This is a genomic window from Pontibacter fetidus (assembly GCF_010119545.1).
Classification (GTDB): Bacteria; Bacteroidota; Bacteroidia; order Cytophagales; family Hymenobacteraceae; genus Pontibacter; species Pontibacter fetidus.
The window spans coordinates 185268-205876 of the sequence record NZ_JAAEAA010000004.1 but is presented as its reverse complement, the minus strand read 5'-3'; the positions used below and the strand labels follow the sequence as shown (position 1 = coordinate 205876).

General features: G+C 45.6%; 18 protein-coding genes. 11 read left to right on the top strand and 7 right to left on the bottom strand.

Translation table 11 applies throughout. The annotated features are described in order from the left end of the window. Window positions 1–12: 12 nt before the first annotated feature. From GWO68_RS04550 to GWO68_RS04535, 4 genes are all read right to left on the bottom strand, one after another. Window positions 13–2514: a DUF5916 domain-containing protein gene (locus GWO68_RS04550; RefSeq protein ID WP_162345230.1), complete on the bottom strand. Its 2502-nt coding sequence runs from the start codon at window positions 2512–2514 to the stop codon at window positions 13–15. An 83-nt stretch (window positions 2515–2597) separates the two neighbouring features. Further along, complete coding sequence (locus GWO68_RS04545) at window positions 2598–3437, bottom strand: CvfB family protein (protein ID WP_162345229.1); 840 nt, start codon at window positions 3435–3437, stop codon at window positions 2598–2600. 843 nt (window positions 3438–4280) lie between these two features. Continuing rightward, window positions 4281–4913, bottom strand: coding sequence for a Dps family protein (locus tag GWO68_RS04540; RefSeq protein ID WP_162345228.1), 633 nt, complete (start codon window positions 4911–4913; stop codon window positions 4281–4283). Window positions 4914–4976: 63 nt separating this feature from the next. Further along, entirely contained in the window at window positions 4977–6881 is a 1905-nt protein-coding gene (locus GWO68_RS04535; RefSeq protein ID WP_235941933.1) for a hypothetical protein, read from the bottom strand. 242 nt (window positions 6882–7123) lie between these two features. On the opposite strand from GWO68_RS04535, the gene GWO68_RS04530 reads away from it, so the two are divergent. The 4 genes from GWO68_RS04530 to GWO68_RS04515 all read left to right on the top strand — a co-directional run bounded on the left by GWO68_RS04530 (window position 7124) and on the right by GWO68_RS04515 (window position 9938). Then, window positions 7124–8389, top strand: coding sequence for a putative DNA modification/repair radical SAM protein (locus GWO68_RS04530; protein WP_162345227.1), 1266 nt, complete (start codon window positions 7124–7126; stop codon window positions 8387–8389). A gap of 17 nt (window positions 8390–8406) precedes the next feature. Next, on the top strand, window positions 8407–8607 hold the full coding sequence (locus tag GWO68_RS04525; RefSeq protein ID WP_162345226.1) for a hypothetical protein: 201 nt from the start codon (window positions 8407–8409) through the stop codon (window positions 8605–8607). Window positions 8608–8614: 7 nt separating this feature from the next. Beyond that, window positions 8615–9391, top strand: a complete 777-nt coding sequence (locus GWO68_RS04520) for a TIGR03915 family putative DNA repair protein (protein ID WP_162345225.1) — start codon at window positions 8615–8617, stop codon at window positions 9389–9391. Window positions 9392–9569: 178 nt separating this feature from the next. Beyond that, window positions 9570–9938 carry a hypothetical protein gene (locus GWO68_RS04515; RefSeq protein WP_235941932.1) on the top strand — a complete coding sequence of 123 codons (369 nt, stop codon included), beginning with the start codon at window positions 9570–9572 and terminating at the stop codon, window positions 9936–9938. Window positions 9939–9998: 60 nt separating this feature from the next. Here the strand turns inward: GWO68_RS04515 and GWO68_RS04510 are convergent, their stop codons facing one another. After that, window positions 9999–10310, bottom strand: a complete 312-nt coding sequence (locus tag GWO68_RS04510) for a hypothetical protein (protein ID WP_162345224.1) — start codon at window positions 10308–10310, stop codon at window positions 9999–10001. Further along, window positions 10282–10695 carry a hypothetical protein gene (locus tag GWO68_RS04505; RefSeq protein WP_162345223.1) on the bottom strand — a complete coding sequence of 138 codons (414 nt, stop codon included), beginning with the start codon at window positions 10693–10695 and terminating at the stop codon, window positions 10282–10284. The genes GWO68_RS04510 and GWO68_RS04505 overlap by 29 nt, the downstream gene beginning before the upstream one ends. Before the next feature lie 339 nt (window positions 10696–11034). On the opposite strand from GWO68_RS04505, the gene GWO68_RS04500 reads away from it, so the two are divergent. The 7 genes from GWO68_RS04500 to GWO68_RS04470 all read left to right on the top strand — a co-directional run bounded on the left by GWO68_RS04500 (window position 11035) and on the right by GWO68_RS04470 (window position 18523). Continuing rightward, complete coding sequence (locus GWO68_RS04500) at window positions 11035–12969, top strand: transglutaminase domain-containing protein (protein WP_162345222.1); 1935 nt, start codon at window positions 11035–11037, stop codon at window positions 12967–12969. Between the two features lie 81 nt (window positions 12970–13050). Further along, window positions 13051–14958, top strand: a complete 1908-nt coding sequence (locus GWO68_RS04495) for a DUF3857 domain-containing protein (protein WP_162345221.1) — start codon at window positions 13051–13053, stop codon at window positions 14956–14958. A 147-nt stretch (window positions 14959–15105) separates the two neighbouring features. Further along, on the top strand, window positions 15106–16248 hold the full coding sequence (locus GWO68_RS04490; protein ID WP_162345220.1) for a hypothetical protein: 1143 nt from the start codon (window positions 15106–15108) through the stop codon (window positions 16246–16248). A gap of 140 nt (window positions 16249–16388) precedes the next feature. Further along, window positions 16389–16799, top strand: a complete 411-nt coding sequence (locus GWO68_RS04485; RefSeq protein WP_162345219.1) for an ArsI/CadI family heavy metal resistance metalloenzyme — start codon at window positions 16389–16391, stop codon at window positions 16797–16799. Window positions 16800–16883: 84 nt separating this feature from the next. Next, window positions 16884–17396, top strand: coding sequence for a GNAT family N-acetyltransferase (locus GWO68_RS04480; RefSeq protein WP_202923669.1), 513 nt, complete (start codon window positions 16884–16886; stop codon window positions 17394–17396). A 33-nt stretch (window positions 17397–17429) separates the two neighbouring features. Next, the gene (sigZ, locus tag GWO68_RS04475; protein ID WP_162345218.1) at window positions 17430–18032 is read left to right on the top strand and encodes an RNA polymerase sigma factor SigZ; all 603 of its coding nucleotides are present in this window, start codon (window positions 17430–17432) and stop codon (window positions 18030–18032) included. A gap of 74 nt (window positions 18033–18106) precedes the next feature. Next, window positions 18107–18523 carry a hypothetical protein gene (locus GWO68_RS04470; protein WP_162345217.1) on the top strand — a complete coding sequence of 139 codons (417 nt, stop codon included), beginning with the start codon at window positions 18107–18109 and terminating at the stop codon, window positions 18521–18523. 1 nt (window position 18524) lies between these two features. Here the strand turns inward: GWO68_RS04470 and GWO68_RS04465 are convergent, their stop codons facing one another. Continuing rightward, the gene (locus GWO68_RS04465; protein WP_162345216.1) at window positions 18525–20609 is read right to left on the bottom strand and encodes a helix-hairpin-helix domain-containing protein; all 2085 of its coding nucleotides are present in this window, start codon (window positions 20607–20609) and stop codon (window positions 18525–18527) included.

The following is a 20609-nucleotide window of genomic DNA, read 5'->3' as shown; positions in this document are numbered from 1 at the left end:
GTATAAATAAGCTTATGCTGAGAATACGTTTTTCAGTGCTATATAGTCGAGGTAGTATAATAATTTAACCGAGAAATTGTTGTTCTGCGGTGCCTGCAGGGTTTTACCCACGTTCTCGATATACTTGGGTTCTACTTCTTTGTTTCTGTCTTCTATCGCATTTTTCCAGACAACCATTAGTTCGCTGCCAGGTGCAAAGCGCCAGCTATATACCAGGTCTATGTTAAAAGTATTATAGTTGATGTTGTTGCCATTGCCGCCTGGCGTTTCTCCGCTCAGTAAGCCGTCTTCGGTCAGGTTAAATAAACGTTTATAGTCGGCACTAGACCAGTAATGGCGCATGTTCAGGGTTATACCGGCTTTCTCGTTAAAGATATAGGCTCCTGACAGCGTAGATGTAAAAGTGGTAATGGTGCGATCTCCGAAAGTAATGTCGTTGCCAACATGCTTTACATAACCAATATTTCGTTTTTCCTGGCGATAGTTGTTGCTGTTTACCAACGAGAATTTATCGTTAACCCGGAAACGTGGGCTCAGGTTGCCCCACCAGCTAAACTGGTTGTAGCGGTTCGAGCGCCAGAACCCGGAAGATGCATCCAGGGCAAGGCGTTTGCGGTAGTCGGTGCTGATACCCATGTTGGTATCGAAAGCCGGGGGTTTTACAAACACTCGCTCAAATACACGGGCTTCAAAGTAGTCGTAGGCGTTGCCCGGGCGTAGGCCAAAACTCCAGTATGCACTTATAAAGTTACGGAAACGCACATTAGTACTTACGCCCATACTGGTGCTTACAAACTCGCGTGGCGCATACAGCATACTTTGGCTCACGCTCATGCTGCTACCCCAGCTTAAAAACTTCCAGACAGGCTGATAAAAGTTGTAGCTGATGCTGGCACTGTTGCTGATCTCGTTGTTACTGCTCAGGAAGCCCAGGTCGTTAATCTCGTAGGTATCGGACTCTACATGGTGGTTAATGCCATACCGCAGGTTGCCACTTACCTTGCTCAGGTTTACGTTGTACTGGTGGCCCAAGTGTAGTTTTTCAGGCAGCGTATCGCCACGAAGTATAATATTGTTACCGAATAACTGGCTCAGGTTACCGCCCGCACGTATCGCGAAGTTGTTTTTTCTATCAGCAAAGCGCACCTGTAAACCCGATACGTTAGCATCATAAACATCTTTGGTGCGCGTAACATTGGTATTGGTAAACGTAATGAACGAGTTGCGTGGCAGCGTCTGGTCCAGCACAAATACGTTATAGTTGGTAAACGGGTCGGTCAATACCTCGCGGGTTTCACCTGTTTCCTTATCCTGTACGGTGGCATACATGTTGCGTGTAAAAGCATTCAGTATGCCTATACCCAAGCCTTTTATAGTTCTGCCTGATAGTTTAGCGGCATTTAACAAACCACTAATGTTCGGGTTCTCAACTATAGTTTCGGTTTCAGATATCTGGCGCCCAACATAGTTTTTAAGGATAGGTGTGCCACCAATACGACGCGAATTAAGCAGGCCCCCTTTGTTAAACAGCTCGGTGCTTTCGGTAAAGAACTGCCGGTTTTCGCCATACTTCACTTCGAACGGCCCAAGGTTCAGTACCTGGTTATCAGATTGTGTCTGGGTAAAATCGGGTACTAAGGTTACATCAAGGGTAAAAGCATCGTTAATACCATATTTCACATCCATACCGCCGTTTACGGCACGGCTATACGGGCTCTTGCCTTTGGTATCGCCGGAGTAGTGGTTTACATACCCCGAAACATATGGCGTAAACTGCAACCGTACCGGCGATTTTATACCCTCAATACCTATGGCGCGGCCTTCCTGGCTTACAAAACCTTCTACGGTATTATTTACATGGTTCCAGTATGATTTTTCGCGGGTACGACGGATAATGCGCATAAAGTTTACGCCCCAGGTCTGCACTTCGGTTTCGGGGAAGCGGATAGCACCGTATGGTATTTTCATTTCTACCACCCAGCCATCGTCAGTTAGCTTGGTGCTGCTGGCCCACACGGCATCCCAGTTCCAGTCTTCGCGGCCCTGCGATAGTTTAATATCTGTCTGCACACCTGCCGCCGAAACCATAAAAGAGAAAGCATTCTGCTTGTCGTTGTAGGTATCCAGGTACACAGCAAACATATCCGAGTTATTCTCGCCGGAGTCGCGGCCACCTAGCTGGGTAAGTATAGAGTCAGGGGCTGTGTCATGTAATTTGGCGGCAATATAAACGGCTTCGTTGTCATACAACAGGTATACCTCGGTCTTCTGCGAAGAGGGCTTGCCGTTATGTGGGTCGTAGCGCACAAAGTTAGTAGCTGGTGTAACCGTTTGCCAAACTTCAGGTTCCAGGTAGCCATCCAGCACCGGGGCTTTGGCAGCACGCGCCGCAATGGTAGTTTTGCGGTTAAGCTCGGCAGCTTCGGGATCCTTGTTCTTATCTTTATCGGTAGCTGAAGCGCTGCCTGTTAATAATGTAAAGGTTAAAGCAAAGGTGATGGTTTTGTGTAACATAATATAACTGCGCCCTGGAAAAGCGCTGCTGCAATAAGTTGTAAGTCTGATTTTAGTTAGGTGTTTGCGGAAGTATAGCCTTGCTAGCGCCTAAGCGTAATATAGGTATCGAAGATCTCGATTTTACCGGCCCTGTACAGGTTGCCAATAGCACGCTTAAACATTTTTTTGCTGGCACCCACTATTCGGTAAATATCTTCCGGCTCGCTTTTATCCGACAGGTTCAGGGTGCCGCCCTGTTCTTCCAGCAGCTGCATAACTATAGTTGACGTCTCATCCATCTCACTGAAAGTATCTGCACCTGGCTTGCGCAACGTTACGTCTACCTTACCATCCGGGCGGACAGTTTTAATGTAGCCTGTTACTTTATCGCCTATCTCCAGGTCTTTAAAAACCTCGTTACGGTAAAGCAGGCCTTTAAATTCGTTGTTGATGATGACGTTATAACCCAGGTCAGTATATTCTGCAATTAAAAGCTGTGCCTCTTCGCCTTCTTTCAACTGGGAAGTATCCGTATTCAGGTATTTATTAATTTTGGAGGTACCTACAATCCGGTCCGATGCCTCATCCAGATAGACATACACACAGTATTTGCGGCCCGGTATCATTTTGTCTTTCTGGTTATTGAGCGGCACCAGCAGGTCTTTTTCCAGTCCCCAGTCCATAAAAGCTCCAAAACCGGAGGCATCTTTACACAATAAACCAGCAAACTCGCCGACAGTAGCAAAGGGGGTAAGGTTAGTAGCAATTACACGGTCTTCCGAGTCGCGGTACACGAACACGCGTACAAAGTCGCCAACCTGAGCGCCTTCGGGTAGGTATTTTTTAGGCAGTAATATGTCGCCGTCTTCAGAAGTTAAATACACCCCAAAGTCTACTTCACGGGCTATTTCGAGCTCGTTGTAATTGCCTAAATCTACCATACCTGTTGTTGTTTGTGTTGTGTAACAAATCTAATAAAAAGCAGGGGGCTTTAAAAGTTGTAACAGCGGTTAAAAACTTATCGGCTATATATTTAAGGTAAAGTATAATATGGAGTAGGTTAAGTATAAAAAGAAGGTGAACTAGCAGCGTGCGAAGCTCCTGCTAGCGTCTTTGCTATAGTATCTCTATTGTCATTTCGAGCGCTAGCCGAGAAATCTTATTTGTCCTATAGCTGGTAATTATACTTCTTTGAACCAAGCTATACTTTCAATTACCCTTTCATCCTGGGAGCTCTACTTGCCTATAGTTTTATAGTTACTTTAGCTCCCTCACGGCCGGGAGGCCCCGTCTTCGGGCATCGCGCGGTGTACATTTCTTTTGCTCGTTCCTCGCAATGGCTGCGCCACCAGAAATCTACAAGGCGCTCAACCCAAAGACTGAGATCTTTCGATAGCTACTTCTATAGTTGATATGAAACTTGTTTGCTTCGAGATTGATCGTGGTTGTAGTTCCGTAGGGACAGGTCGCGACCTATTCGCTCTTTGTTTGTACCTATAAATTCAATTAGAGCAATGTCAGAAAACTCCCTCTCCTGTTTTTAGGAGAGGGCTGGGGTGAGGTAAAACGGTAACTATAAAACTAAAGCCATAACTATAGCTATAGCCGATCTCCGAGCGTGCTTGCACCTCGGAGCGTCTATTAATTCTAAGCCAAGACCCCATATAACCTCCCACTATAAGTTATAAAATCCTATACATCTTTTAAAATCCCACAAATCCTGATTCAGACAAACAAAAAAGGCGATACATTGCTGCATCGCCTTTCAAATCTATACTTTATACTTACTTCGCCTTTGCTTTTGCAGGAGCTTTTTTGGCTGTTACTCTTAAACCAGGTTTGCTGCTGCGGCTTTTCTTATCCTCTTCATCCATAATATCTTCGGGTTTGGCAATAAGGCCTATAGATAAACCATCTTCACCTAAAAAGTGCTCGATGTGATGGCAGCGGTCTTCTGTTTTGATCAGGATTCCTTCCAACAGAGCTTTGGTTGCAAAATCTTCGTGCTGGAACGCAAGTTTTATAGTTTTACGGAGCTCTATGGCAATGTTCTTCTCATCGTCCATGTCCTTGGCCAGCATCTCTCTAATCCTGAAAACACCTTCCTCTTCATGCTCTATGTAAGATAGCTCCAGTTGCTTTTTAGGGTGGCAGGTCGGGCAGTAACCCATTACGGTCAGGCGCTCGGCAATAGCGTCGTACTGCTCGTGCAGTTGGGTGTAGTGGTCTTCAAAGAACAAATGCAGGTCTCTGAACTGCGGGCCTTCTACCATCCAGTGGTGCTTATGATACTGGTTAAACAGCGTGATAAAAGAAGCCAGGTGGCGGTCCAGTTCACGGGCCATAACTTTTGCTGTATTATCTGATAACCCTACCGGGTTGCCTTCATATTCTGATTTTTCTCTTAGTTTTTCCATAGGTATAGTTTGTATTTATACAGCTATACTTACCGAAAAAGCGCAGAAAAGGATTTGAAAAGCTTAGCGGAATTCGGCTACGCCCGGGCGCTCAAAACGGAAATCAGTGAAGTCGTAATAGGGGCGCGAAACCTCGTATACTTTAAAACTGCTGATGTCTTCGTTGGCAGGCAGGCGCGGGTAAAAGCTGAACAGGATCTGTATCGTACTGAAAGACAGGTACTCATTCCGGAACCGGAAGCCTAACCCATAGCCGGTATAAGGTTTGGAGTTGAACGGATTCGCTTTATTGCCGGCCGAGAGCCAGGCCACATCAGCGAAGGCAAGAGTCGCCAGTTTAAAGCCCAGAAAAGAAAAAGGAGTATATAAATTAGCCTCGTAATTAACCGTAAAGCGTTTGCTGCCGCGCAACATGGCAGAGTTAAACCCGCGCAGGCCCTCGTTGTTATTAATAGTAAGCAACTCTTCGGGGTTGCGGTTAAGGCCAAAGGTAGCACGACCCTGTACATAATGGCGCAGTTTCCAGTTGCCGTTTTCATACAACCTGGTAAAGTATAACGATTGCACCTGCAACATACCCTGTTCCCAGGCATCATCCCGAATAAATGACCCATAAGATGCATTGCCATACAGGTAACCAAAGTTGGCGCTGTACCGGGCATACGCTATCGATGCTCCCAAATAGCGGCGGTCTTTAACGGTGCCATCTTCATAACCTGTGGTAATCGACACGATGCTTCCGGCTGGAATATCTTCTGTGCGGCCAAAACCAAAAAGGTAGCGGTCTTTATAATACTTACGCACGCTATAACCTATACTGCCCAGGTATAGCTGGTTGCTCTGGAAGTTTGCAGTAGGGGTGGTGTTATACTTTGTATCCACTACACGTAGACCAATGATCATGCGGCCGCGCGGTTCGTAGCCCAGGTTATAAGTTTTGAATTTAAAGGCACGACCAAGCCAGGCATCGCGGCGTGTATAGCCCAGGTTACCAAACTGCGGAACTGTATCTGCACTGGTAGGCGGCAGCAGTATGCGCTCATCTACCTGGCTTATACCTGCAGCACCGGCATAACGGGTATTGGTCGCATAAAAATCACGGTGCAGGAAGGCGCTTTTCTCCTTGTAGTAATTCTGGTTAATGTAGGCTACATCGGCGGTAATATACGACCTGCCAATGTTCTCTATGCTATAGCGCCCGGCAAACTCCCAGGGGCGTGGCTTTTCCTGGTTAAAGCGGTACGTGATCTCTGGCTGATGGCCCAGGCCTAAAAAGTTAAGCTCGCGAACCGTTACCCTTCCTGACCCAGACGAGGGGGAAAAAGAACCGGACCCACCTAAACTGAATACGTCTTTGGTAATGACAATCACATCCAGGCTGTCGTCGGTGGTGGTGCGTTCGTCTACTATTATGCGGGCATCCAGTATGTAATCCGTTTGTCGCAGCAAACGCTCCGATTCTACCAGCGCCAGCGGTTCCAGCACTTTGTTTTTCTGAAAAAGCAGCTTGTTCCGGACAAGGTTGCGCTTCGATTTTGCATGGAAGATATTGCCCGTTTTTTCGAGCCAGTTATCCGGTACCAGCGTGGTGTCCTGTATCGAATAGCCAAAAGCATCCTGCGTAACGATGCGTATGTTGCGCACTACTTTATAGTTGTGGCGTTCGTATTCACGCTCTATCAGTTCTGCATCCAGGTTCAGTACTTCGTCTTTAGGGTCAAACTCCAGCAACGAGTTCAGCAACTTCCCCATTATCGTTTTCCGCTCCGACAATTGCTTCAGGTTCTGCATTACGCGCTCTTCAAAATGGCGGGTGGTATCTGTTATAATAACGGTAGTATCGGGCTTAACTAAAACGGGCTTGGGAGTCGGTTTTTTTTGTGCGGCTAACCCTGTAGTAAATAGCAGAAGCAGTGCCAGCAGTAACGGCCGCAAAGCTAAACTATAGTTAGGGGAGCAGGGATGCATAAAGTTTACAGGAGGTACAAAATAAGTATAGCCTTCTAAAGATAACGGTTTTTAAGCGCAGAACACTTACGCAATACGCTTAAAATGGATATAGGCGCTTTTATAGCATAATCTGCATGCTAATTAAATTAGTATTTATGTAGATGTTGATAAGCGTGTTTATAAGTTTTTGCTAAAATTGTTAGGAGTATTGCTGATCAAGTGCTACCTTTAAAACATTAAAGCAGACAACTATAGCCTGAATGGATAGCAGAATAACAGAGAAACTAAAGATATTAGCAGATGCTGCGAAATACGATGTTTCGTGTTCATCGAGCGGCGGAAAGCGGAAGAACGAGAACAAAGGCCTGGGTAATGCGGAAGGGATGGGCATTTGCCATAGTTATACTGAAGACGGCCGTTGTGTTTCGTTACTGAAGATATTGCTTACCAACCACTGCATTTTTGATTGTGCTTACTGCGTTACCCGCAAAAGTAATGACATTAAAAGAGCTGCCTTTACGGTGCAGGAAGTAGTAGACTTAACTATAAACTTCTATCGCCGCAACTACATCGAGGGGCTTTTCCTGAGTTCCGGTATTTTCTCGAATGCCGACTACACCATGGAGCGCCTGGTACGCATTGCCAAAAAGCTGCGTCAGGAACATAAGTTTAACGGCTACATCCACCTGAAAACTATACCGGGTGCCAGCGAAGAACTGATAAAAGAAGCCGGTTTGTATGCCGATCGCCTGAGCGTAAACATTGAACTGCCTTCTGAAAACAGTCTGAAAAAATTAGCTCCGGAAAAAAGCTACTCTGAAATACTGCTGCCGATGGATAACATTAAGCAGCAGTTGATGCAGGCCAAAGAAGAGAAGAAGCTTTTTAAGTCGGCGCCAACTTTTGCACCGGCCGGCCAAAGTACACAGCTTATAGTTGGTGCGTCCGCCGAGAACGACCAGCAGATCCTGTTGCTATCGGACCAGCTGTACAAAGACTATAGTTTGAAGCGCGTGTATTATTCGGGTTACGTGCCGGTAAGTGCCGATAACCGTTTGCCGATCATCACGGAGCCACCAATTATAAGAGAGAACCGCATTTACCAGGCTGACTGGCTTATGCGCTTTTATGGCTTTGATGTAAAGGAAATACTGGATGACAGCAACCCGCACCTTGACCTGGACATTGACCCGAAACTGAGCTGGGCGCTACGCAACCGCCATGCTTTCCCGGTAGAGCTGAACACGGCAGACTATGAAATGATTTTGAGAGTACCCGGAATTGGGGTGAAGTCGGCCAAGAAGATTGTGTCGGCGCGCAGGTTTGCTGCTCTTACTTTTGAACATCTACGGCAGATGGGCGTGGTGCTGAAGCGGGCAAAATACTTTATAACCTGTAACCACAAAAGCCTGCAACCTTACGACTTCGACTCGCAGCGCATCAGGAATAAGATATTGTTTGGAGATGGTGCCGTACGGAGCCCGTTGCTTACCCAGCAGCTGGACCTGTTCCGGCAAGTGGGCTGATAAAACCAAGTATAGCTATGGCACAGAAGTATAAAGCAGTTGCTACAGATCAAGAATCAGAAACAAAAAAGATAAAAACGATAAAAGTAAAAGTGATGAGAAAGAATAACAAAGTTGCCCGCGTATCCTGTTATTGCAAACTGAACATGTTGGTACCTCACCTGCAGCGCATGCAGGCCGAGCGCAAACAGGAGAAAGCCCGCAACAACAACCAGTAAGCTTTAAATGCATTTCTATACTTACGACGGCTCTTTTGAAGGACTGCTGACGGTAGTGTTCGAAGCCTACGAGCGCAAAGCCTGGCCTACTGCCATTGAGCAGGAGCAGCTGGCGCAGCCAGGTATTTTCGGGACAACTATAGCCGTTACTGCTGATGAGGAGAAAGCCGGAAGAGTATGGAAAGGATTGCAGAAGCGCTTATCTGCCAGCGCACTTAAAGAGCTATACTATACTTACCTGTGGGAGCAGCCCGGTTTTGAGCAAACCATATTCAGTTATATTAAGCTCGCGTTTGATAACTCTGAAAGTATAGAAGGCAACTATACAGCCCCGTGTGTATTACAGGTGCAACAGGCAGCTAAACAACTGCACCGCGAAAAACACCGCATGGAAGCGTTTGTGCGTTTCCAGAAGACAACCGAAGAGCTATACTATGCGCACATTGAGCCTGACTTTAATGTGCTGCCCGTTATCATCAGCCATTTTACGAAACGCTACGCCGACCAGCTTTGGGCCATTTACGACACGCGTCGCCGGTACGGTGCCTACTACGATCTGCACACTACAACTTTTATAACACTGGATGCAGCGCCCCGAAAAGGTATAGGCGTGTTGCCGGAGTCGGCAGTAATGGAAGAAGAGCATACATACAAACAATTATGGCAGGTATACTTTGATCACGTAAACATACCGGAGCGTAAAAACCCGAAATTGCACCTAAGGCATATTCCCAAACGTTACTGGAAATATCTTTCCGAAAAACAGCCACGCATGCAGGCATAACCCCAAAACGAACCTTGTTCCGAAAAAAGGAGCAGAAAATTGCACTCACCTGTAACATACGGTGTACGCTGCACGTAAGCATTACTATATATTTATTTTAAAACAAGCGGCAGAAAACCTGCTAATGCATAAAGTGGTCTTACCACGATCTGCGGCTTTAGTTATAGTTTTTGCACATATGAATACACGCGTACGTAAAAAACTTATTCAGGTAGCTCGCGGCAGAGCTAACCAAATGACCTTCCAAAACCTTATCTACGAGGCCGAATTAGGCTTAAACCTAGATAACACTTACGAAAAAGCAGAGCTGATTGAAGTGATAGACGAGATCTCGGAAGAGGAACACTCGGAGGGCAGACCCTTATTAAGCGCACTGGTTAGCACCAAAGGCTTTAAGAACCAGGGCGACAACTTCTTCAGGCTATGCGAGCGCTTGGGCTACGGCAACTGGAGAGAACTAAAAAAAGACGCTGAATTTTTAGAAGAACAGCGAAAAGCCTGCCGCGAATTCTGGCAGAACACCGATAATTTTGCAACCTACCTATAGTATAACTGCAGGGCGGCAGGCCTCCATCACACCCTAGGCTGCCGCTCTGTTTTTCTTTTATCACTTCACCACTACGTTTAAAAACTTCCCTTCTGTTACTAGCTTACCCTTTACCCATACCTGGTATACTAACGGAAAAATCACACCCTTCCCGATCGGCTGGTAGTCCAGTTCATCAGCAAAGTAATTATAGTTGTCCGTTTCAGGGTCAGGTTTAGAAGAGGTGAGTATCTTCCCGGTTTTAGCGTCAACAAACATGTCCATGAGCAGGGCCTTTTTTTGTGGCGTATACACCTGCACAATTTGGGCTTCACGGTCTTTATAAACTACAGATTTTTTATACTCATACACCAGGCTGTCGTTTTGCAGCATCGGTATAAAGTTGGTCAGGAAAATATGTTGTAGCCTTATATTGTCCGTTTCTGGTAATGTGGTTTTTGATGCCATTCTTCTGCAGCCAGGCGCCATCTTCTCCAATCCATTTTGTAATAGTATCAGCAGCTGTAAACTGTATTTCCTGTATGTGTTTGCGGTTCAGATCCAGTGTATAAGCTGTGCGGGTAACAGTCGTGTCCGAACTATAGGTGGTCTTGTGTATAGTGTAGCTAAAGTGGCTGATTCCTTTGATCGCTTTACCTCCACCAACGGCATTCATAACTGCAGTTTTAACTATAGTTGCCCTGGCATCAGGCGCAATTTGCTGAGCGTTGGCGGCTATACTTATCAGCATAAAAACCAGGAAACAGATCTTTTTCATAAAAGCAGAATAGAGCAGGCGAGGGGTAGGTTTATAGTTGTGGCTATAGTTTACAAACTGGTTATAGCAAAAGTTAACGGGAATCTATCTGTGGCAGGAGTGACAAGCCTTATCCAGCATCTTGCATAAAAGCATAACACAGGCTGCTTGATTGCTGCAAATTGAAGTATAGCGCTTAAATGTTAGAATTTTAGAAGCTGCAAAGTTACAGAATGTAGAAAATATAGTTTAATTTGTATGTATAAACTTACAGATGCTATAGTTAATCAGCCTGTAGCTTATCATCAGTCTGCCATCAAATTTAATTTTTAGCCTATGAGAACAAATTTTACCCTTCGCATGCTCTTTCTTTTAGTTTTCGGGTTTGCTGCAACCTCCGCTTTTGCACAGGTAGCCAAATACGGAAAAGTAAATGAAGCCGAATTAAAAATGACCCGGTTTGCACAGGATACCTCAGCAGAGGCCATCGTACTGTCAGATTACGGTTACACCCGGTTTTCTTTTAACCACGAAGTACAGGTAATTACAGAGCGCCACATACGCATCAAAATACTTAAAAAGTCCGGCTACGACTGGGCAACTATAGATGTACCGTTTTATGTAAAAGGCGGCGACCGAGAGCGCGTGTCGAGCATTAAAGGCGTAACTTATAACCTGGAGAACGGGCAGGTGCAGAAATCAAAACTGGAGTCGGGGGCAGTGTTTGAGGAGCAGCACAGCGAGAACTGGTTCTCTAAAAAGTTTACGATGCCCAATGTAAAAGAAGGCTCGGTGATAGATGTGGCCTATACGATAACTTCTGATTTTGTGTACAACCTGCGCGAGTGGGAATTTCAGACAACTATACCTACGCTCTGGAGCGAATACCACGCCGAAATACCCTCTTATTACGACTATAAGTTTCTGATGCAGGGCTACCATCCGTTGTATAGTAATGATAAAAACATAGCCGCCTCAGCCAAGCCAGAACTCGTAAACAACGCCTACGTCTGGATAATGAAAGACGTACCTGCCCTGAAAGAGGAAAAGTATATCACAACTATAAAAGATTACCAGTCCAGGATCGAGTTTGAGCTGCAGCAGATCGTATATCCGGGGCAGGCTGCCCGCCAGATGAGCGGCAACTGGGACGACGTGACCAGCGACCTGATGATGAGCGAGCGTTTCGGGGCGCAGCTTAACCGCAGTGGTTTCTTTAAAAGTGAGGTTGCCTATACCATGAACCAGCATAAAACGCCGCTGCAACTGGCGCAGGCGCTTTACGACCAGGTAAAAAGCCGGATGAACTGGAACGGAAAGTATACCTACCTGGCCACCACTACTACACGCAAAGCCTACGAAACCCGCACTGGCAACGTAGCCGATATTAACCTGTTGCTGACAGCCATGCTGCAGGAAGCCGGCCTGGAGGCATCGCCGGTGCTGGTGAGTACCCGCGAAAATGGCCGCCCGCCCAAACAGTCGCCGTTGGTTAATAAGTTTAACTATGTGGTTTGCCATGTTGAGATCGACGGTGTATCGTATTTGCTGGATGCCACCGAACCCCTGATGCCATTTGGCATGTTGCCGGTAAGAGCCCTGAACGGCGAAGGTTACCTGATAAAAAAGAAAGAGCACCGCTGGGTAGCCTTAAAGCCGGTTGTGTACTCTAAGTTTATTACCACCGACCTTGCCCTGAAAGCTAACGGAGACATGGATGGCCAGGCAACGGAATCAGCAGGTGGGTATTATGCATTTTCGGTGCGCAAAAGCCTGAGCGATAACGGCGAGGAAAAGTTTTCGGAGAGCCTGAAGCGCGGAGCTAACTATAAAGTAGGCAAGCCCATGATCGAGAATAAAGACAAACTTACCGAAGCCCTGAAGATAAAATACAGCATCAGTGCCAGCGGAAACGGACAGGACAATCATATTATTTACCTGAGCCCGCTGGTAGGCCATGCCAAAACCGACAACCCTTTTAAAGTAAGCGAGCGCGTTTACCCCGTCGATTTCGGTACCCCGGTAGATGAGACCATTATTACAAACTACACGATACCAACTGGGTATGTGATAGATGAAGCACCTAAAAATGTAACGGTATCGCTGCCCAACAACGGCGGCAAGTTTACTTACTTGGTGCAGCAGGAAGGCAATACGTTGCAGGTACTAAGCAGAATAAACATCAACAAACCTGTGTTTTACGCCCAGGAGTACGCCTACCTGAAAGAATTTTACAATCAGATAATCGCCAAACACGCCGAACAGATCGTGCTAAAAAAAGGCACCGCAAACTAAGTATAGCATTTCCGGGTGGCAGCTTGCAAAGGCAAATTAAGTGTTCCTTTGTAAGCTGCTGCTCTTTCCAAACCTATAGTTATGAAACAAAAAACTACGTTGCTGCCTCTCATACTTTGGCTGGCTATCTCGTCGCTCGCTGCCTTTGCAGCAAAGCAAACCAACCCTATAGATCTGAAAAAAGGGGCCAATGTAATAATTAATAAAGAAGAAACCGTGTTTGCGGTTGCATCGCGGGGCAGTGCCACTACCACTTTTAAAACCCGCATAACCATACTAAACGAAAACGGACTGCACCGCGCCAAACTATACGTGCCCTACGACAAGCTCACCAAAGTAGTATATGTAAAAGGTACCTCTTACGACACGTATGGCGTTAAATTAAAGACCCTGAAAAACAGCGATATTGTTGATGTCAGTGCTATAACCGATAACTCCTTGTTTGCAGATAACCGCGTAAAGATCGCAAACCTGTCGCATACCATGTACCCGTTTACAGTTGAGTTTGAGTACCAGGTTACAACCACTAACATGCTGTTTTACCCTACCTGGGCCCCGTTAGATGAAGAAAGCCTTTCGGTTGAGAAATCTGTGTTTACGGTAACTATACCTGCCGGCCTGAAACTACGCTACCGCGAAGCAAACCTGCAACAGCCCGTTGCCATGCGCACCGAAGCAGGACAGCAGATCTTTACCTGGGAGGTTAGTAACCTGGCACCTTTTAAGTCGGAACCTTATATGCCGCCAATGGCTGAGCTGGTACCGATGGTGCGCACCGCCCCAACCGATTTTGAAGTAGAAGGATATGCCGGCAACATGGAAACCTGGCTGAATTATGGCCAGTGGATAAACAAACTGAATGCCGGCCGCGATGTATTGCCCGAAGCTACCAAAACCAAAATCGCAGCTATAGTTGCCGATGCCAAAACCCCCGAAGAAAAAGCCAAGCGCATCTATAATTACCTCCAGAATAACACCAGGTATATTTCCATACAGTTGGGTATAGGTGGGTGGCAACCTTTTGAGGCTAGTTTTGTAGATGGCAAAGGCTACGGCGATTGCAAGGCACTAACCAACTATACACAAGCCATGCTGAAAACAGTAGGTATAGACTCGTATCATGCCCTGATACGCGCCGGGGATGATGTAGCACCTATACTTTCGGACTTTCCGGGACAACAGTTTAACCACGTTATACTTTCGGTGCCGATGGAAAAGGATACGCTGTGGCTGGAGTGTACCAGCCAGCATGAGTCGGCGGGCTACACGGGCAGTTTTACCGGCAACCGCAAAGCGCTGCTTGTAACCCCAGAAGGTGGTAAACTGGTAAGCACGCCAACGTATACGGCTACCGAAAATACCCAGTACCGCACCGCAACTGTAAAGCTAGATGAGAAAGGTAACGGCACCGCCAATGTGCAAACACGCTACACCGGCCTGAGCCACGAAGACCACCGGGATGTAATGCAAAACGCCTCCCCGGAAAACCAGCGCAAATGGCTGTATAAAAACATCGATATCCCGGCTTTTGAGATACAGAATTTTGCCTTTGAACTGAAGAAGGGCAAGCTGCCGGAAGTAAACGAAAAACTGGAATTAAGCCTGCGCCAGGTGGCAACTTTGAGCGGAAAACGCATGTTCCTGGCGCCAAACCTGATGAACAAATGGGACAGCACACCCAATGCCGTGGAGAACCGCAAATGGGATGTAATGCGCGCATCAGCTTATACCAACACCGATATAGTTACCTACGAAATGCCGGCCGGCTATACTTTAGAATACAAACCCACCGACACCAACTATAAAACTGAGTTCGGTACGTTTAAAACTATTACCAAAGTAGACGGCCAGAAAGTAACCTATGAGCGAACCTTGCAAATGAACAAAGGCCGCTTTAAGCCCGAAGCTTATGCACAGATGCTCGAGTTTATGAATAACATCGTAAAAGCCGACGGCCAGCAACTGGTGTTTGTAAAGAATGTGCAGTAAGTTTTGGTTGATAATAGATTTTAATAATTACAGCTATAGTGCAGTTAAGCGTATGTTTTCGTTTATACTATAGTTAGCAAGAATTAGATATCCATATGTTCTGTTTTTTCCATTAACACTCAGTTCTGAAAATTTAAACTAAGTTCTATGAGACGAATCAATTATTTGCAATTAATATGTGCTATTGTATTTATATTCAACACATCTTGTACTAAAGATAATTCTGCGCCTGAACCATCTGCTCCAAAAGAGCCCACTTCTGCATTTACAAAATACAATAACACAAAAGACTCACTTTTCACTGTTAATAGCATTGTTCAGTTGAGTGATAGTAGTTATGCTATTGCAGGCGGGATTCGATACGATGGAAGTTTTGATAGGAATGTACTTATCAAATTAAATAAATTTGGTAAAAGAGAGTGGATGAGTATTATGAAAAATACATCTACTCCTAGAGGAATAGAGGAACTATTCGCAGATGTAAATGGGTATGTTGGCATTCGAACTCAAAGTTTTGGCAATGAGAGTGGCAGAGCTCCACACATGGTAAAATTCAGCAGTACTGGAGAAGTTTTAAGTGAAGTATCGATTGATACTGATTTTGTTGGGCTTGATATCATTAAAGATAATAACAATTTTGTTATTGCCGGAAGAGGTAATTCTGATATGCTGTTCAGGAAAATCGGCATGAACGGAGAAAAACAATGGGATCAAACTTTTTGGAACTACCCTAGTGCTTGCTCTATCTCGAAACTTAATGACGGCAATTATATTGCAATAGGCGGTTGGTTTTACTCCGGTAATGATGAATACCTAATTAAACTCAATGCTGGTGGTAAGAAACTTTGGTCTAAACTCTATAAAGGAATTAAAGTTGTAGCATTGCCAGATAATGGTTTTTTAGCTGTTACGGGCCGAGCAGGCGTCTCAACTGCACCTAAGCTTGTAAGGTTCGACGAACATGGGAACGAATTATGGAATAAGACTTTAGATCAACTGTGGCCTATATCGGAGTTGAAAGCCATTAATGTGATGAATTATGATATGAAACACTTCATCTGCACTTATTTTGACCAAATTGGTAACGTAACCATTATGGTGTTAGATGCCAATGGAAACGAGGTAAAAAGGCTGACAAAAGGAAGTGTTTACAGTGCTGCTTACGCTCAAAGGTCCTTTGTCACTATCAAAACATTGGATAACGGCATTTTCATTGCGCTTGCTGGAGTTTCTAATAATCTTGAATTTTTTCTTGACTTTATTAAAGTATCCCCTAAATCCATTTTTTAACATATTCTTACAGCTAAACCTCCTCCAACAAAATAACCCACAGCCCACAGAAAAAATATATTCTGTGGGCTGCGTCTTTTTAAAAGTGGCTCCGTCATCAGGGTGTAAACGAAATAAAACACCTTAAAAAAACATAAGTCATGAAAAGATTTCACGTTAATGTAAGAGTAATAAACCTGGAAGAATCAGTAGGTTTTTATACTGCCTTATTTGCCACCGAGCCAACTGTGCTAAAAGAAGATTACGCTAAATGGATGCTGGAAAACCCGCGCATAAATTTCGCCATATCGTTGCACCCAGAGAATGCCGGCATTGAGCACTTAGGCATACAGGCCGAGAGCGAAGAAGAACTGGCAGAAGTATACGGCAACCTGAAAAAAGCAAAAGGCGCCATCCGGGAAGAAGGAAAATGTACCTGCTGTTATGCCAAATCGGAAAAGTCGTGGATAACTGACCCGCAGGGCGTAGACTGGGAAGCTTTTTATACTTTTGGAGAGGCAACTGTGTACGGCGAAGGTGCCAACGCACGCAAAACCGAAGCAGCCGTTTAGTACAACATAAAACTATAAGCCAACAGCGGCAGGTATAAATTTATACTTGCCGCTGTTGTTGTTTTCCTGTAAATTAATTCGCAAATGGAAACTACCATCACAACATCAGTTATAGTTACCGACATGCTGCCGGAGCATTACCCGCAGGTAAAAGCGATATATGAACTGGGCATGGCTACCAACAACGCCACCCTCGAGACCAAAGCCCCTGATTGGGAAGAGTGGGATGCCAAGTATATGAAAAGTTGTCGGCTGGTTGCCTTGCAAAATGGCGTGGTAGCAGGCTGGGCTGCGCTTACGGCGGTATCGGGTAGGTGCGTTTATGCCGGCGTGGCCGAAGACAGTGTCTACATTCATCCGGATTTTAAAGGCCAGGGTATTGGTAAATTGTTACTGCAAAAGCTGGTGTTGGCATCAGAGCAGGAAGGCATCTGGACACTGCAGGCCGGCATCCTGAACGAGAACAAAGCAAGTATAAAACTGCACGAACAATGCGGCTTCCGGATTTTAGGTGTACGCGAACGATTGGGCCAGCTACATGGCCAGTGGCGCGACATCTGTCTGATGGAAAGAAGAAGCAACGTTGTAGGAGTTTAACTTAGATAACAGAAACCTTAACTTTATATTTACATGGATAGCTGCTGCCACACCCCAAAACTTAACAATCTTTCTGCTGACACCTGTGCGGCAGTAGCGCCTGTTTTCCTGGCTTACGAGGCCCAACTGAAAGGCTTTGTACAGAAGCGCATCCTGGATAAAGATGAAGCCAACGACATACTGCAGCAACTATACCTGAAAGTATACAAACATTGCGAGCAGTTGCCCGAGGTAAAGAACATGAAAGCCTGGCTCTACCAGATAACCCGCAACGCCGTGTACGATTTTTTCAGGGAAAACAGTAAGTACCAAAGTATAACCGATGTAGAGTTGGAAGAACTACCTGACGACACCCGCCACGATGTAGAAGCGCTGGTAGAACCCCTGATCAGCTTATTGCCTGAAGAGTATGCCGAAGCCCTGCGCCTGAGCGAGCTGGAAGGTGTTAGCCAAAAGGAGATTGCGGAAAGATTGGGTATTTCGTATTCCGGAGCTAAATCAAGAGTACAGCGCGGCCGCGAAAAACTGAAAGCCCTTTTCATAGAATGCTGCCACCTCGAATTCAGCCACGATGGAAGTATAGTTGCCGCAAGTATAAAAGACAGTTGTAAGCCACTGCAGCAGCATGAGGGTTAAATTTTTAATTCAACTTATGGAAAAAGGCAAAGTTTAGCATCTAAGTATAGTAAGAACTAAACTAAAGCATAAAGATGAAGAACCTGCTATTTTACCTGTTAATTTCTGCTCTCTTTGTTAGCTGCAAAACGGAACAGTTGGCTTTGACTCCAACATACAATAAGGGAGGTTATACTTTTAAAGTATACAAGAGCAAGTATTTGGCAGCGCAGGATAGTATTTATATCGGTGGTAGTGTTTATGATATTGTTACCAAAGAGCTTTTAGAGGGTGCAGTAGTAAATTATGGTTGTAATTACTATGGGGATCAATTGGGTAACTATAGTTTAATAACAAGACCATATAGTATTGGTTATCCATTGGTAAGTAGATATGTGGGGTATTTGAATGTTGAAACTACGCCTGTTATCTTTCAGGCTGGAGATTCTGTTCGAATTGATTTTTACATCGCTCAGGACGAAAGACCATTAATTCATTGCGATGGCTATTGACTTAAAACCTATACCTAACCTGCGCTTTAACATCCGATCTCGTGGAGCCAGCTATAGTTTCCAGTCCTGAACCAATGGTGTCCACATTTCTATAGTTAGTGATGCCATACTTTACCCACACATCCAGATCCCGGATCAGCTGAAACTGCAGCAGCGCATACATACGTGTCCCTTTGCCGCTTAGCGCCGGAATAGAAAATGCATAGAGCACATCGCGCTCGTACACATACTGGCGGGTATCGTAACTGTCAGTATCGAAAAGGGCGTAACGGGTACTGAGTCGGATATTTTTGAAAGTATAGTTTATATCCTGAGCGATAAGGTAACCGGTTTGTTTAGGTGCTTCGTGGTCATAACTGCTGAACTGTACACGACTTTTTAAACTGAGGGCCGGAGTAGGAGCGAACTCATAGTATAGCAAATAACTTCGGCGCTGGGCCTGGGCTACATAATCTATAGCTGTGGTGTTGTTGGGTGCATTCAGGCCTTTGCTTTCGGTACGGAACTGGCCGTAAAGGGCACTTTGGCGGTTGGGTTTAAAGTATAGTCGCACCAGGTATTCGTCGCCATAGGAGGGAGCATCGACGCGGTAGCGTAGCCAAGGAAACGTAAAGCGATCATAGTAAGCGGTTAGCTCCCAGCGGGCAATGGGCTTTAGTTTGATGCCGGTATAAAAACCACGTTCGTTTATGTTCCGGCTGCCTTCCCCAAATGCTCCACCATACAAACTATGGAAACTGCGACTATAATAGCGGTACAGCATGGCTACTTCCGCTTTGTTAGACAGGTTCGCGATCAACCCATTAACGCTGCCCACGCCGCCGCTTTTGCTCATGGCCGTTTCCCCGAACAGGTACACATTCTGCCAGGTATAGCTATAGTTGGCGCCGGCTGTATAGTTGCTTTCGCCACTAAATTCGAAGTGTTGGTAAGCTACATCGGTTTTCTGGATAGGAGAACTATAGTTGGTACCAACCGCTGTAAAGCCAAGTGTAAAAGCCTGTTTATGATACTGCAAACTGCTCCCGAAGATCTGCTCCCGCACCTGGCCTTTATTAGCTAGTTCGGTTGTTGTTCTATGGAAACCTGAGGTCTGGATGCCGGTAAACGTTTCTGTAAAATCATCCGAAATAGTATCGCCCTGTAGGTTGGCATCGGCGCGTTTGTTAGAGTAAAAGCCTGTAAGGTTCAGGTCATCTGTTAACCTGTACGTTACTGCCGCACCCCTGAAAAATGCTGACTCTAGCACCGAACTGTATGGCCGGATACCTAGATTTGCGCGGCTGAGTGTAATTATGGTTTCGCTGCCTTTGCCCACACTGTACCCCGACGACAACTGCAAACCCTGCCCGATCTGTAACTGGTAATCGCCGATAGCTATGGTTTTAAACCTGCCTTTGTTGTAGAGTTGAAAGTGCGCACTGTAAAAATCGAAACCATAGCGGCGCGTGCTGCGGTCCCAGGTAAAGTCTTCTCCGGGGTCTTTCTCGGCGGTAATTCCAAAACTATAGTCCTGCGCCACGCTATTCCGGTAACGCAGGTATAGTTTGTCTGGCGAGCCCAGGTAACGACTTTGTGAACGACTGCTGGAATCTACTGAACTATAGCCGTGCCGTTCCTGCAAGGTTCGTTCATACCGAAGTATAAGTGCGTTATTGTCTTCACCTATCATGCGTTGCCACAACGGCCGCGAATCAGCATATAACCCGGCATCATCAACTTTTACAAAAGGCAACAGCTGGTAAATAGTGATCAAATCGAAATCAGGGATGGCTTGTAGTTCGTAAATGCTGAGCAGTTTGCCGTTGTCGTGTATGTGTTTGAAGAAAGAAGCGATCTGTGGGCGTGAGAGTATAAAAAGTGAAGCCAGCTCTTCGGGGGTAGTGTTGTTCAGATTAATAGGTTGCTGATAATACTGGAAAAGTGTTTCGTAGAGGTCTTCATAGGAAATGTTTTCGTCTTCCTGTTGCGCAAAAAGCTCCTGCACAAAAAGGTCGAAGTCTATTGTTTGCCGCGGATAATCCTGTGCCTTCAGTTTTGATGGTAAGTATAGGATCAGCAACAATACAACTATAGCCCGCACCAT

What these genes read in the sequence shown, in the direction of transcription:
- GWO68_RS04535 (WP_235941933.1), bottom strand. Translation starts at nt 6,881, where the DNA reads ATGCATCCCTGCTCCCCTAACTATAGTTTAGCTTTGCGGCCGTTACTG.
- GWO68_RS04505 (WP_162345223.1), bottom strand. Translation starts at nt 10,695, where the DNA reads ATGAAAAAGATCTGTTTCCTGGTTTTTATGCTGATAAGTATAGCCGCC.
- GWO68_RS04480 (WP_202923669.1), top strand. Translation starts at nt 16,884, where the DNA reads ATGGAAACTACCATCACAACATCAGTTATAGTTACCGACATGCTGCCG.
- GWO68_RS04510 (WP_162345224.1), bottom strand. Translation starts at nt 10,310, where the DNA reads ATGCTGCAAAACGACAGCCTGGTGTATGAGTATAAAAAATCTGTAGTT.
- GWO68_RS04485 (WP_162345219.1), top strand. Translation starts at nt 16,389, where the DNA reads ATGAAAAGATTTCACGTTAATGTAAGAGTAATAAACCTGGAAGAATCA.
- GWO68_RS04550 (WP_162345230.1), bottom strand. Translation starts at nt 2,514, where the DNA reads ATGTTACACAAAACCATCACCTTTGCTTTAACCTTTACATTATTAACA.
- GWO68_RS04470 (WP_162345217.1), top strand. Translation starts at nt 18,107, where the DNA reads ATGAAGAACCTGCTATTTTACCTGTTAATTTCTGCTCTCTTTGTTAGC.
- GWO68_RS04520 (WP_162345225.1), top strand. Translation starts at nt 8,615, where the DNA reads ATGCATTTCTATACTTACGACGGCTCTTTTGAAGGACTGCTGACGGTA.
- GWO68_RS04495 (WP_162345221.1), top strand. Translation starts at nt 13,051, where the DNA reads ATGAAACAAAAAACTACGTTGCTGCCTCTCATACTTTGGCTGGCTATC.
- GWO68_RS04540 (WP_162345228.1), bottom strand. Translation starts at nt 4,913, where the DNA reads ATGGAAAAACTAAGAGAAAAATCAGAATATGAAGGCAACCCGGTAGGG.
- GWO68_RS04465 (WP_162345216.1), bottom strand. Translation starts at nt 20,609, where the DNA reads ATGGTGCGGGCTATAGTTGTATTGTTGCTGATCCTATACTTACCATCA.
- GWO68_RS04500 (WP_162345222.1), top strand. Translation starts at nt 11,035, where the DNA reads ATGCTCTTTCTTTTAGTTTTCGGGTTTGCTGCAACCTCCGCTTTTGCA.
- GWO68_RS04545 (WP_162345229.1), bottom strand. Translation starts at nt 3,437, where the DNA reads ATGGTAGATTTAGGCAATTACAACGAGCTCGAAATAGCCCGTGAAGTA.
- GWO68_RS04525 (WP_162345226.1), top strand. Translation starts at nt 8,407, where the DNA reads ATGGCACAGAAGTATAAAGCAGTTGCTACAGATCAAGAATCAGAAACA.
- sigZ (WP_162345218.1), top strand. Translation starts at nt 17,430, where the DNA reads ATGGATAGCTGCTGCCACACCCCAAAACTTAACAATCTTTCTGCTGAC.
- GWO68_RS04490 (WP_162345220.1), top strand. Translation starts at nt 15,106, where the DNA reads ATGAGACGAATCAATTATTTGCAATTAATATGTGCTATTGTATTTATA.
- GWO68_RS04530 (WP_162345227.1), top strand. Translation starts at nt 7,124, where the DNA reads ATGGATAGCAGAATAACAGAGAAACTAAAGATATTAGCAGATGCTGCG.
- GWO68_RS04515 (WP_235941932.1), top strand. Translation starts at nt 9,570, where the DNA reads ATGAATACACGCGTACGTAAAAAACTTATTCAGGTAGCTCGCGGCAGA.